The 12875-nt window shown below is 58.7% G+C and carries 10 protein-coding genes; 3 read left to right on the top strand and 7 right to left on the bottom strand.

From position 1 onward, the window contains the following. Window positions 1-24 precede the first annotated feature (24 nt). The 6 genes from WMP96_RS09455 to WMP96_RS09430 all read right to left on the bottom strand — a co-directional run bounded on the left by WMP96_RS09455 (window position 25) and on the right by WMP96_RS09430 (window position 6121). Window positions 25-885, bottom strand: a complete 861-nt coding sequence (locus WMP96_RS09455) for a fumarylacetoacetate hydrolase family protein (RefSeq protein ID WP_239205301.1) — start codon at window positions 883-885, stop codon at window positions 25-27. 5 nt (window positions 886-890) lie between these two features. Further along, complete coding sequence (gene pth, locus WMP96_RS09450) at window positions 891-1421, bottom strand: aminoacyl-tRNA hydrolase (RefSeq protein ID WP_239205302.1); 531 nt, start codon at window positions 1419-1421, stop codon at window positions 891-893. Window positions 1422-1513: 92 nt separating this feature from the next. Beyond that, the gene (locus WMP96_RS09445; RefSeq protein ID WP_239205303.1) at window positions 1514-2167 is read right to left on the bottom strand and encodes a 50S ribosomal protein L25/general stress protein Ctc; all 654 of its coding nucleotides are present in this window, start codon (window positions 2165-2167) and stop codon (window positions 1514-1516) included. A gap of 253 nt (window positions 2168-2420) precedes the next feature. Next, complete coding sequence (locus tag WMP96_RS09440; protein ID WP_005323655.1) at window positions 2421-3395, bottom strand: ribose-phosphate diphosphokinase; 975 nt, start codon at window positions 3393-3395, stop codon at window positions 2421-2423. Window positions 3396-3410: 15 nt separating this feature from the next. After that, window positions 3411-4856: a bifunctional UDP-N-acetylglucosamine diphosphorylase/glucosamine-1-phosphate N-acetyltransferase GlmU gene (gene glmU, locus WMP96_RS09435; protein ID WP_301716314.1), complete on the bottom strand. Its 1446-nt coding sequence runs from the start codon at window positions 4854-4856 to the stop codon at window positions 3411-3413. A 68-nt stretch (window positions 4857-4924) separates the two neighbouring features. After that, window positions 4925-6121, bottom strand: a complete 1197-nt coding sequence (locus tag WMP96_RS09430) for an MFS transporter (protein ID WP_340433102.1) — start codon at window positions 6119-6121, stop codon at window positions 4925-4927. Between the two features lie 122 nt (window positions 6122-6243). On the opposite strand from WMP96_RS09430, the gene WMP96_RS09425 reads away from it, so the two are divergent. From WMP96_RS09425 to mfd, 3 genes are all read left to right on the top strand, one after another. Further along, on the top strand, window positions 6244-6960 hold the full coding sequence (locus tag WMP96_RS09425; protein ID WP_239205305.1) for a trimeric intracellular cation channel family protein: 717 nt from the start codon (window positions 6244-6246) through the stop codon (window positions 6958-6960). Window positions 6961-7120: 160 nt separating this feature from the next. Beyond that, complete coding sequence (locus WMP96_RS09420) at window positions 7121-7726, top strand: TetR/AcrR family transcriptional regulator (protein ID WP_239208004.1); 606 nt, start codon at window positions 7121-7123, stop codon at window positions 7724-7726. Beyond that, complete coding sequence (mfd, locus tag WMP96_RS09415; protein ID WP_340433097.1) at window positions 7727-11368, top strand: transcription-repair coupling factor; 3642 nt, start codon at window positions 7727-7729, stop codon at window positions 11366-11368. On the opposite strand, the gene WMP96_RS09410 is transcribed toward mfd, so the two are convergent. After that, window positions 11369-12844, bottom strand: a complete 1476-nt coding sequence (locus WMP96_RS09410) for an amino acid permease (protein WP_340433094.1) — start codon at window positions 12842-12844, stop codon at window positions 11369-11371. It abuts the gene before it with no gap. Window positions 12845-12875: the final 31 nt, after the last annotated feature.

Genomic DNA, 12875 nt, shown 5'->3' with positions numbered 1-12875 from the left:
TTGGAGTGAGAATCTGGGCACAGTCTAAGAGCAGGTACAGCCTGGACCGCAGCCTGGTTCGCCGAAAAAAGTTGTATTGGAAATATGCCCCAAGCCCTCAATAGCAATGGTGACATTTTGACCATCTTGAATAAACTGCTGCGGCTCCCGTGCAAATCCAACGCCCTCTGGGGTACCGGTAACGATGACGTCTCCCGGATTGAGCGGGTAAAGCTGCGAGCAAAACTCGATCAGCTCAGCAACTGAAAAGATAAGGTCATCGGTGTTATCGCGCTGCCTTTCTTCGCCGCCCACGGTAGTAGTAAGTAAAGCACCAGAACCAGGTGCCCATTCCTCCGCGGTGGTGAGCCACGGGCCGAAGCCTGCGGTGCGATAGAAGGACTTACCGGCATGGAACTGGCTCGTCTGACGCTGGAAATCGCGCAGCGTGTAGTCATTCATGATGGCATAGCCGGCGACATAGTCGAGCGCCTCATTCCGGTTCACGCGGTGGGCGCGCTCGCCGATGATGACCGCCAATTCTCCTTCATAATCCAGCTTCTGTGTGGCATATTCTGGAATGAAGACATCATCATAGGGGCCGGTGAGGGCATCGGCGAACTTGATGAACAAGGTGGGGTGTTCGGGGAATTCGCGGCCCATTTCGCGGATGTGTTTGGCGTAATTAAGCCCGACGCAGATAATCTTGCCGGGATTCGGGACTACGGCCTCCAAGTCGGCGTGGTCGAAGACCACGGGTTCGCCGGAAAGCTGTGCGGCTTTTCGCCAGTCCTCGCTGCGTAGCAGCTGGCCCACATCCTCATAATCCAATTCGACACCCACGTTATCGCCGTCGATGCGGATAGCGGAAGTGCCAAAGCCGGTGCGGAGGGTAGCCAGTTTCATGGCGACTATCCTACGCGCAGGATCTCATCCACCGAGTTCGCGCAGATAATGGGGATCTCCACCTTTTCCTGCTTTGTCCACGGCTTGAGCACAAACGACGCTGGATCCATACGGCCTGGTGGGCGCCCAATGCCAATCGAAAGGCGCTTATAGTCCTTTGTCCCCAGGGACTTGGTGGTGGAGCGCAAACCATTATGGCCGTGGTCGCCGCCGCCGTCGCGGAGTTTAATGGTGCCGAAATCGAGCTCCAGTTCATCGTGGACGACGATGATATCGGCGGCGGAGAGATGAAAATATTGGCTTAGGGCTTTGATCGGCCCGCCGGAGAGGTTCATGAAAGACCGTGGCTTAGCACAGATAATCTTGCGGCCACCTGTCATGCCCTCGGCGACCTCGGTATTGGTCTTCTTGTGCACCGAAAAGCTGCTCTTGAGCTCGCCAGCGAGTTCTACAGCTACATCGAAGCCGATATTGTGGCGGGTTCCTGCGTACCTGGGGCCAGGGTTACCAAGGCCTACTACGAGAAGTGGAGTCACGCGCTCAATTGTCTCATACAGCGAAAGGAAAACGGCGAAACCGCCGCGAGGTGTATTTCTCACGGCGGTTTACGTACAGGAAGGGGAAGGGATTACTCCTCTTCAGAGTCAGAGGACTTTTCGTCCTCATCTGCGGACTCGGCACCAGCGTCAGCGCCGCCTTCCTCAGCAGCCTCGGCTGCTTCCTCGAGCTCCTCGTCAACCTCAGGCAGGGAGATGGAGACGATAACGGTGTCTTCCTCTGCCACCAGGGTGGTGTCTTCCGGCATGGTGACATCGGCGGCGGTGATAACCGCGCCCTCCTCCAGGCCCTCGATGGAAACCTCGAGCTCCTCCGGAATGTTCAGTACGTCTGCCTCAACCAGCAGTACGTCAGCATCCTGGATGTGCATAGTGCCTGGGGCCGGCTCGCCGGTCAAGGTAACCGGAACCTCAACCTCAACCTTCTCGCCACGCTTAATAGCAAGCAGGTCAACGTGGTCGATATCGAAGGTCAGGACGTTCTGATCAACGTGCTTAACCATGGTCAGGTACTGCTCACCGTCGATCTCCAGCTCCAAAACGGCGTTGACACCGTTGTTGCGGACGAGGGACTGGATGTCCAGCAGCGGAACTGCGAAGTGAACCGGCTCCTGGTGGGCACCGTAGATGACGCCTGGGACCTTCCAGTCGCGGCGCAGGCGGCGTGCGACACCCTTGCCAAACTCGGTACGTGCTTCAGCCTTGATTACTGGGCGCTGTGCCATGCTTCATTCTCCTTAGTCAAAGTAGTGCGGCGCGGCCAACGCGATAAAACGACGAAAGCCTGCCGATGGACGTCTTGGACGAGTCATCGCAGGCGTATATAAAAGCAACGTGCTCTAACTTCAATCGCGTCGATAACGGCTTCCTCATCCTGAGGTCGCCCTCGCCGAGACTGGGTTAGATTAGCACGCGTACCGTTAGCAAATCAAAAGCCGCCGAAGTAAATTCTCGGCGGCTAGTGATAGTAGATCATGTTTAGGCGCGGTCAAACAGGGTGGTTACAGAACCATTCTCGAAGATCTCGTGGATGGTCTGTGCCAAAAGCGGTGCAATGGACAGCACCGTGAGGTTGGACCAGCCCTCGGTGGACTGCGGCAGAGTATCGGTGGTGATAACTTCCTCTGCACCGCACTCAGACAGGCGCTCGCGGGCGGGATCGGAAAAGACGCCGTGGGTGCAGGCAATGATGACCTTCTTGGCACCGGCGTCCTTCAGCACGCGCACGGCGCCGGCAATGGTGCCGCCGGTGTCAATCATGTCGTCGAGAAGCACGCAATCCTTGCCCTCAACATCGCCTACTACGCGGTTGGATACCGTCTTATTGGCCTCGGTATTGGAGCGGGTCTTGTGCACGAAGGCCAGCGGGGCATCGCCCAAGTCATGGGCCCACTTTTCCGCAACCTTTACGCGGCCGGCATCCGGGGAGACAACCGTGATGTTATCGGTGGCGTACTTGGACTTGATGTAATCGGTCAGGATGGGCTGAGCATGCATGTGATCAACCGGGCCATCGAAGAAGCCCTGAATCTGATCGGTGTGCAGGTCCACGGAGACGATGCGGTCCGCGCCGGCTGCCTGCAGTAGGTCTGCCACTAGGCGAGCGGAAATCGGCTCGCGGCCCAAGTGCTTCTTATCCTGGCGTGCATATGGGTAGAAGGGCAGGATGGCAGTGATGCGCTTCGCGGATCCGCGCTTGAGAGCGTCAATCATGATGAGCTGCTCCACCAGCCACTTATTGAGCGGCTGAGTGTGCGACTGCATTACGAAACAGTCTGCACCACGCACGGACTCTTCAAAGCGGATGAAGATTTCGCCGTTAGCGAAATCGCGGGCGGTAGTAGGAACCAGATCCGTCTTCAGCTCCTTAGCCACAGCCTCCGCCAGCTCTGGGTGTGCACGCCCAGAGAAGAGCTTCATGTTTTTGCTGCTACCAGTTACCTTGCCAGTCATGGGAGAATATGCCCCTTACTTTTCGTTGTCCTGCGCACGGGCTGCGGCCTCAGCCGCGGGAGTACCCGGGCGCTTCTTTTGAACCCAGCCCTCGATGTTGCGCTGTTTGCCACCGGAGACTGCGAGTGCTCCCGCAGGAACATCGTCCTTAATTACTGTACCCGCACCGGAGTACGCGCCATCACCGACATTGACCGGAGCGATAAACATTGTGTCAGAACCGGTGCGCACGTGGCTGCCGATGGTGGTGTGGTGCTTGTTTACTCCGTCGTAGTTTACAAAGACGGAAGAGGCGCCAATATTGGACTGCTCGCCCACGGTGGCATCGCCGATATAGGTCAGGTGCGGCACCTTGGAGCCGCGACCAATTTGCGCATTCTTTGCCTCTACGAAGCCGCCGAGCTTTCCGTCCTCGCCCACCACGGTCTTCGGGCGGATATAGGTAAACGGGCCGACCTTAGCGTTGGTGCCGATGACAGAATCGCTGCCATGAGTGCGCACGACGGAAGCACCTTCGCCCACTTGCATATTGGTCAGGGTGGTATCGGGGCCAATCTCGGCATTATCGGCGATGCTGGTCGCTTCCCACAGCTGGGTGCCGGGGTGAATGATGACATCGGAGCCCACGGTGACATTGACACCAATCCAGGTGGTCTCCGGATCTACGATGGTGGCTCCGCCGCGCATCGCCTTTTCCACCATGCGTCGGTTGAGCTCGCGGCCGGCAGCGGCGAGCTGCACGCGGTCATTGACGCCCGCCAGTTCGGCCGGATCCGCTGCCACATGCGCGCCGACGCCGTGTCCAGCGGTGCGGGCGATCTCGAGCACATCGGTGATGTATAGCTCGCCTTGGGCGTTATTGGAGTCGAGCTTCTGGAGGGCGTCGGCAAGCACGCGGCCGTCAAAAGCGAAGACGCCGGAGTTGACCTCATCGACTCGGCGCTGCTCTTCGGAGGCGTCCTTTTGCTCGACAATGGCGGACACGCTGCCGTCCTCAGCGCGGATGATACGGCCGTAGCCGGTGGGATCCTCTAAGCGCATGGATAGCACCGTTACTGCATTGCCCTGCTCGGTGTGGGTAGCGCGCAGGCCCTCGATGGTCTCTGGGGTAAGTAGCGGTACGTCGCCATTAGTGACGATGATGGTGCCCTCAAACTCCGGAATCGGCTCCAAGCCGCAGGCCACTGCGTGGCCGGTGCCCAGCTGTTCTTCCTGTACTGCCTGCAGCACCTCGCAGTCCAGCTCCTGGGAGATGGCATCCACAGCGGGGGAGACCTGGTCGCGTTGGTGGCCTACCACCGTGACAATGCGTTCCGGATTAATCCCGGCCGCGGCATGCAGAGCGTGGCCGAGCAAGCTGCGCCCGCCAATCTCGTGCAAGGTCTTTTGCTTGGTGGATTTCATGCGGGTGCCGGCACCAGCCGCAAGGACGACTACGGCACACGGGGTTGTTGCTACCACGGGTTTTTGAGCTCCTGGGGGTCGAGTCTGATTCTTCTCCGGACTACATCCTATAGCCCGAGTGCGATTTATGTGTGAGAAACCTCTTTCAGGCCGCGGGCGCGCCACACCCCGAGAAAGCCGATGAGGGCGAGGAATAGCAGGGCCGCCTCTGGCCCGGCCAGCGCCACCACGGAGGAAATGCCACCGACGATGAGCAAGATGATGCCCATCATCGTATTAGCCGCACCTACGTACTGGGTGCGCTTATCGCCACCGGCCATATCCACCACGTAGGTCTTTCGCGCCACTCGAATGGCCGTGTGCGCCAGATTCACGGCGAAAAAGCCAATGGGCATGACCCAGGCATTGACCCCATCTGGGGCCCAATGTGAGCTGGCGACCAAGAGCACCAGCACGATGGAAGCCACGGCCGCTCCCACCGCCATGGTGTTTTTGGAGGACTTATCGGAATACACCCCGGAGATTCGCCCGCCCACCAGCGAGGCTAGCCCCGAGGCAAGCACGAATCCGTACAGCCCGGACAGGTTGGTGCTAAGCAGCACGATAAAAGAAGTTGAAAGCGCCGATACCAACAGCAGCGCGCGGACGATGACAAAGTTGCGAAATTGTCCGTCGCTAGTAAAATGCTGCCAGGTATCTTTCCACCACTGCTTATCGATGCCCCCTTCGGATTCCTCCGGTACCGGCTCATCCACGCCCGAAAATACCCACGCGGCAATGGCCCACGTGGCCGCGCCAACGCCGAGGACCGTGCCCATCATGGGGATACTGAGCTCACCCAAAAAATAGAGGATAATTCCGGTAAGCAGGGTGGCGCCGCCTCCGAGTGCTGCCGCGCTGCCGGTTACTCGGCCACGCGCGCCTTTGGAAATCGTGCGCGCCTGTACGTCCTTGCCCGCAATCGAGCACAGTGCGCGGAAAAGCGAAAGCGCCGCTAGGGCCACCAGTGTTACTACTCCCAGTGCTGTCCCACGAAGGAAGAATGCTGCTAGCGCGATGACCGCGGCGGATATCGCTTGGCCCAGCGAACCGATAATCCACAGGCGCTTACGGGCCCTATGCGTGGTCACCCACGGGGTCAGTGCCGCCTGCGGCAGCATCGAACCAGATTCGCGAATAGGGGTGAGCAAACCGGCGAAGAAGGCAGGCACGCCGGCTGCACTAAAAAGCGCTGGCAGCACCGTCTTGGCCGCCACAATCTGATCGCCCAAATTTTGCAGGCCATTGGACCAGATGAAATACCGGGCATTGGATTGAGACATGAGAAATTCGATCTTTCAGAGAAATGAGTTGGTTAAATTAAAGCCATGCTGACACGCCGGAGACTAAAACACGGCCGCAGTCACGCCGAAATTCTACCCGCGCGGCAGGAGGCCTAAGAATCATGCATGATGTTGATCCCCTCATCAATTCCCTCTATCAAGCCTTTGACCTCCTTGGCGTGGTGCTGAACGGCATCATTGGTGGCACCATTGCCCGCCGACGCGAATTCGACATCGTGGGTTTTGTATTCCTCGCCCTCTTTTCTGGGCTGGCCGGTGGCATGATTCGTGACATGCTCATCGCAGATGGGGCAGCGGCTGCGATTTCAGATCCGTGGTACCTCGGACTCGCCTGTGGAGGAGCCCTCGTTGCGTTTCTTATCGATCTTAAGGGCAAGGCATGGGAGCTTTTCCGCGAACATGGTGATGCCATCATCCTCGGCGTGTGGTCCACTACCGGTTGCGTCAAAGCACTCACGCACGGCATGCCACTTATTCCCTGCGTTTTCCTTGGCGTGCTTACCGCGGTGGGCGGCGGAATGGTTCGCGACGTAGCTTCTGGGCAAATCCCCTCTATCTTCGGCGGCAGCCCTCTTTATGCCGTGCCGTCCATCCTGACCGGCATCGTTATGGTGACCTTCGCCCACAACGGGCATTTTGCCCTCGGCATGATCATTTCTCCCATCGTCGGAAGCGGCATGGCCATCTTGTCTTATTGGCGCGGCTGGGTGTTGCCCCGCGCTGGTGTAGCCCCCGTTAATTACACCGCGGCCCAGGTGGCTGCGATTGCGAAGAAAGCCGAGCTCAAAGGCTTTCGACGCGGCAGGAAGAAAAACTAAAAAAGCTTCCCCACCAGGACTCGAACCTAGAATGACGGTACCAAAAACCGTAGTGTTGCCGATTACACCATGGGGAAACACAGCAAATTGCTGTAGGCATAGCGTACCTGACGCACCCGGGTAAATCACAAATTGCGGGGCGAGGGATAGGGTAGAAGGTATGGCTCGACAAAGGATGACCGGCCGAGAACGGCGCGAACAACTCATTTCCATCGGACGCACCGCATTTGCGGAACTAGGGGTTGAAGGGGCCAGTGTCGAAGAGATCGCGGCTCGCGCCGGGGTATCCAAGCCCGTTGTCTATGAGCACTTTGGGGGTAAGGAAGGCCTCTATGCGGTCGTTGTTGACCGCGAGATGTTGGCACTGGAAAAGGTCATTACTGATTCTTTGGAAAACGGCAGCTGGCGCGAGCGCATCGAGCAGGCCGTGATGGCCATCTTGACCTATGTTGAGGAAGAAACCGATGGATTTCTCATTCTGGTGCGCGATGCCAAGCCGGGCGATGAACGCAGTTTCTCCACGCTGTTAAATTCCGCGGTAGGCCAGGTGTCTTATATTTTGCGAGAAGCGTTTGAACACCGTGGTATCCAGCCGGATTTGGCGGATATTTATGGCCAAGCGCTGGTAGGAATGGTATCTACCACGGCGCAATGGTGGTTAGATGAGCGCAACCCGGACAAGGAAGTCGTCGCCACGCATATTGTCAATCTATGCTGGAATGGTTTGTCCGGTATGGAACTAAAGCCCAAGCTAGGAGGCAAATAGATGGCGACCCCAATGCTGGCCGGCTTGCTCAAGGTAGCAGCCTCGGACCCCAAGCTTAAGGGCATGATTTCTCATGTGGGGGAAGACCTCCACATCACAGGTTTGGATCAGTCTCGGCCGTGGGCCTTGGGAACTTTGGCCCATCACGCCCCGGTGCTGGTGGTGACCGCCACCAGCCGCGAGGCGGAAGACCTTAGCGCAGAGCTTACGGCGATGCTGGGGGAAAAGGTGGCCATGTTTCCGGCATGGGAGACACTGCCGCACGAGCGTTTGAGCCCTGGCGTCGACATCATCGGCCGCCGCGCCCAGGTTTTGCACAACTTGGACAATGTGCAGGTCATCGTCACCGCTGCCCGCGGGCTGTCCCAGCCTATCCTCAAGGAAGTGGAAGGTCGTGCTCCCATTCACCTCGAAGAAGACCATGAGTATGACTTCGATGAGGTGGTCCGTGAGCTTGAGTTCCGCGCCTATAAACACGTAGACATGGTGGCCAAGCGCGGCGAGTACGCCACCCGAGGTGGCATTATCGATATTTTCCCCACCACGTTGGACTATCCGGTCCGCGTTGAGTTTTGGGGCGATGAGATTACCGATATCCGCCAATTTTCCGTAGCTGACCAGCGCACCATCCCGGAAATCGAGGTCGGCCGCGTAGATATTTTCCCTGCCCGCGAGCTTCCTATTACGGATGCTATTGCTCAGCGTGCGGCCGACCTTGCCGTCAAGCACCCCGGTAATCCCGCCTTGGTGGAGCTTTTGACCAAGGTGAGCGAGCACATTCCGGCCGAAGGCATGGAGGCGCTTTTGCCCGTGCTTTCCGACGCCCCCATGATCACCCTCCCCGAATTCCTCCGCCCCACCACTCACGTGGTGATGGTCGGCCCGGAGAAGATTCGCCGCCGCGTCGCGGATTTAGAAAAGACCGATGCTGAGTTCCTCGCCGCTGGCTGGGAAGCCGCGGCTATGGGTGCTGATGGCCCATTGGCCACCGAAGGACTCGATACCGAGGCCTCGAGCTACCGCTCCTATGAATCGCTCGAGGTTTCCATCGGCGAGTCCGACCTGCCGCTGTGGACTTTTTCCCCACCGGGAATGCTTGCCGCCCCAGAAGAAGAGACCCTCCCACTCGAATTCGAGCCAGGGCCCACCCCGCGCGGCAATATCGAAGAAATCGATGCCATGATGGCCCAACTCCTCGCGCATACCAACGCCGGGGGCCGTGCGGCCTTCATCGCTCCGGCACAGGGCGCTATCAAGCGCATGGTGGATCGCTTCGCGGAAAAGGGCATCCGCACTAAGGTTGCTACCCCTGGCTGGGAGCCCACCGCCGGAGAAGTCACCCTCTATCAGGCGCTAAGCCATGCTGGATTGGTGTTCCCCAAGGTGAAAAAGCCTAAGGACGCCGAGGCCCTCCCGCTGGTTGTCGTCACCGAAACCGATCTGACCGGCAACCGCGTAGGCGATATCGCCGAAGCGAAGCGGCGCCCCGCCAAGCGCCGCAATAAGGTCGATCCGCTTGCCCTAAAACAGGGCGATTTTGTGGTGCACGAAACCCACGGCATTGGCAAATTCTTAAAGATGGCCGAACGCACCATCCAGTCCGGCGATGAGACCAGCCGCCGCGAATATATCGTGCTCGAATACGCACCCTCGAAACGTGGCCAGCCCGCCGACCAGCTCTGGGTCCCCATGGACTCTCTGGATTTGCTGAGCAAGTACACCGGCGGCGAATCGCCCCACCTGTCTAAGATGGGCGGCTCCGATTGGAAGAACACCAAGAAGAAGGCGCGCGCCGCAGTACGCGAAATTGCGGGCGAACTCGTTGAGCTTTATGCCAAGCGACAAGCAGCACCCGGCCACCAATTCGCCCCTGACAATCCGTGGCAGGCGGAGATGGAGGATAATTTCCCCTTCGTCGAAACCGAAGACCAGATGCTTGCAATCGACGCCGTCAAACAAGACATGGAATCTACGGTGCCGATGGACCGCGTCGTCGTCGGCGATGTGGGCTATGGCAAGACCGAGGTGGCCATCCGCGCTGCTTTCAAGGCCGTACAAGACGGCATGCAGGTGGCCGTTTTGGTGCCCACTACGCTGCTAGCCCAGCAGCACTTTGATACGTTCAGCGAGCGCATGACCGGCTTCCCCGTCAAGATCGAGGTGCTCTCGCGCTTTACCTCGAAGAAAGAAGCCAAAGACATCTTTAAGGGCTTGGCCGATGGCAGCGTCGATATCGTCGTCGGCACGCATCGCCTCCTGCAGACCGGTGTGCACTGGAAGGACCTTGGTCTCATCGTCGTAGACGAAGAGCAGCGCTTTGGTGTGGAACACAAGGAACATATCAAGGCTCTTAAAGCCAGCGTGGACGTGCTCACCATGTCCGCTACACCTATTCCGCGCACCTTGGAGATGTCCATGGCGGGCATTCGCGAGATGTCTACCATCCTTACCCCGCCGGAAGACCGCCACCCCGTGCTGACCTACGTCGGTGCCTATGAAGACAAGCAGGTCGCCGCGGCCATCCGCCGCGAGCTGCTGCGCGATGGTCAAACCTTCTTCATCCACAATAAGGTCTCTGATATTGAAAAGAAGGCCCGCGAGCTGCGTGACTTGGTACCTGAGGCTCGCGTCGTCGTCGCGCACGGCCAGATGAACGAGGAAGTGCTGGAGCAGACCGTCCAAGGCTTCTGGGACCGCGAGTATGACGTTCTGGTGTGTACCACCATCGTGGAAACCGGCCTGGACATTGCTAATGCCAATACCCTCATTGTGGAAAACGCTCACCATATGGGCCTGTCCCAGCTGCACCAGCTGCGTGGGCGCGTGGGTCGTTCCCGTGAGCGCGGCTATGCCTACTTCCTGTATCCGAAGGGCGCTACGCTTACGGAAACCTCTTATGACCGCCTTGCCACCATCGCTCAGAATAATGACCTTGGTGCAGGCATGGCAGTAGCCATGAAGGACTTGGAGATGCGTGGTGCCGGTAACGTGCTCGGTGCCCAGCAGTCTGGCCACATTGCCGGCGTTGGCTTCGACCTTTACGTCCGCCTTGTTGGCGAGGCGGTAGAAACCTTCAAATCTCTCGCTCGCGGCGAAGCTCCTACCGTGACGGATGAGGGACCGAAAGAAATCCGTATCGATCTCCCCGTGGACGCGCATATCCCGGAGGCTTATATCGATTCCGAGCGCCTGCGCCTGGAGGTCTACCGCAAGCTTGCAGCCTCGCAAGATAACGATGACCTCAAGGCCGTCATTGAGGAAATGGAAGACCGCTTTGGCCCGCTGCCACAGGAGGTCTTACGCTTACTGTCCGTCGCCCGCCTGCGTCACCAAGCGCGCCGCGCCGGTGTATCGGATATCACTGTGCAGGGCACCCGTATCAAGTTCCACCCAGTGGAGCTGCCGGATTCCAAGCAGGTGCGCCTCAAGCGTTTGTATCCAGGATCCAGCTTCCGCGCGGCGGCGAAGGCCATCAATGTGCCATTCCCCAAGGCGGGGCGCAATGTTACCTCGCCGAAGCTGCGCGATACCGAGCTCATTCAGTGGGCGGCGGATTTCCTAAGCGCGCTTTTCGACGTCGCTCCCGTCAACGTCAGCGGCGCCCAGCCCGCTTCCTCGAACGTGGTGAGCGTAGGGGAGTAGCTAGAGCGTGAGCCAGCCGGTGCTCAAGCCCCAAATGGCGGCGGCGGCACCGGCCAAGACAATGGCCACCACGCACCACTCGAACGTGTTAAGAATGCGTTCCTTCTTCCACAAACGGGTACCGACATAGGGGATAAGGCCGGGTACTACGGCCAGCGCGCCGAGCAGGACGTAGACGGGGTCGGCCGCGTAAATCAGCCACAGGGAATAGATGAACGCGAGCAAAGAGATCATCAAGTGCTTGCGATTGTCCTTACGGCTTACCTCTGGTCCGGAAAGATCGAACTTGATGCCCGCCTGCGGGTGAGACAGCCCCTTGCCACGCAACGTCAGAAGCAATAGGTACAGGGAAGAAAAGATATACGGCAGCAGATACATGATGGTCGCTAGCTGCACCATGGCGTTATAGGACGCCTCGTTGAGGTAGAAGACGATGATGAACAGCTGGATAGACATCGTGGAAATCAGCTGCGCTACCCACGGCGCGCCCGCCACGTTGATGGTGCCGATGCGCCGGGGAATGAGGCCGTCGATGGCCATCATCACGATGGGCTCGGCGCACAACATTTGCCAGGACACGTAGGCGCCCAGAACGGACAAGCACAGTCCGATGGAGATGAGGGCGCCGCCCCAGGGGCCGGTGACTTCGGTCAGCACGGAGGCCATGGAATTATCTGGCAGCGCGGCCAATTCTTCCTTGCTCATGACGCCAAAGCTCAAGGTGGACACAGAGACCAACAGTGCCAGCACGGAAAAGAAGCCGATCACGGTCGCGCGGCCGACATCGGTGCGCTTGGAGGCTTGCTTGGAATACACGGATGCTCCCTCCACGCCAATGAAGACCCACACGGTAAAGAGCATGATTCCTTGGACCTGCTCGAAGACGCTGGCCTCGGAAGCACGTCCCCAGAAATCCACGGTGAATTTATCCCAGCTGAACCCGAGGAAAGCAATGAGCACCACGAAAGCCAAGATGGGCACGATCTTGGCAATCGTGGTGATGAGGTTCATGAAGGCGGCCTGCTTGATGCCGCGGGCGAGTACCGCGAAAATTCCCCACGACAAAAGGGAGACGGCGATGGCGGAGGACCAGTAATGGTCGGCGTCGAAAAGCGGCAGGTAATGGCCCAGCGTATTGAAAAAGAGGGTGGCGTATCCCACCTGCGCCATAACGGAGCCCAGCCAGTAACCCCAGCCCGAGGTAAAACCAATAAAATCGCCGAGGCCGGCGCGCACATAGGAATAGACGCCAGAATCAAGGTGCGGCTTGCGGCGGGCCAAAATCTGGAACACAAAAGCCACAGAGAGCATGCCGACGCCCGCTACCAGCCAGCCAATGAGCATCGCGCCTGGGCCGGCAACGGAGGCAATGTTTTGCGGCAGCGAGAAAATACCCGCGCCAACGGTGGAACCGATAATGAGCGCGACGAGGGTCCACAACGTCACGGAGTGGGATCTATTCTGGCTGGAGGTCATTGGCCTAAAATACCTTGAATAGCCCCATAAT

The sequence above is a fragment of the Corynebacterium sp. KPL4035 genome (assembly GCF_037908325.1).
Taxonomy (GTDB): Bacteria; Actinomycetota; Actinomycetes; order Mycobacteriales; family Mycobacteriaceae; genus Corynebacterium; species Corynebacterium kefirresidentii.
The sequence above is the reverse complement of the archived record's forward strand: the minus strand, read 5'-3'. Positions and strand labels throughout refer to the sequence as shown.

What these genes read in the sequence shown, in the direction of transcription:
- WMP96_RS09410 (WP_340433094.1), bottom strand. Translation starts at nt 12,844, where the DNA reads ATGACCTCCAGCCAGAATAGATCCCACTCCGTGACGTTGTGGACCCTC.
- WMP96_RS09430 (WP_340433102.1), bottom strand. Translation starts at nt 6,121, where the DNA reads ATGTCTCAATCCAATGCCCGGTATTTCATCTGGTCCAATGGCCTGCAA.
- WMP96_RS09425 (WP_239205305.1), top strand. Translation starts at nt 6,244, where the DNA reads ATGCATGATGTTGATCCCCTCATCAATTCCCTCTATCAAGCCTTTGAC.
- mfd (WP_340433097.1), top strand. Translation starts at nt 7,727, where the DNA reads ATGGCGACCCCAATGCTGGCCGGCTTGCTCAAGGTAGCAGCCTCGGAC.
- WMP96_RS09455 (WP_239205301.1), bottom strand. Translation starts at nt 885, where the DNA reads ATGAAACTGGCTACCCTCCGCACCGGCTTTGGCACTTCCGCTATCCGC.
- WMP96_RS09445 (WP_239205303.1), bottom strand. Translation starts at nt 2,167, where the DNA reads ATGGCACAGCGCCCAGTAATCAAGGCTGAAGCACGTACCGAGTTTGGC.
- WMP96_RS09420 (WP_239208004.1), top strand. Translation starts at nt 7,121, where the DNA reads ATGGCTCGACAAAGGATGACCGGCCGAGAACGGCGCGAACAACTCATT.
- WMP96_RS09440 (WP_005323655.1), bottom strand. Translation starts at nt 3,395, where the DNA reads ATGACTGGCAAGGTAACTGGTAGCAGCAAAAACATGAAGCTCTTCTCT.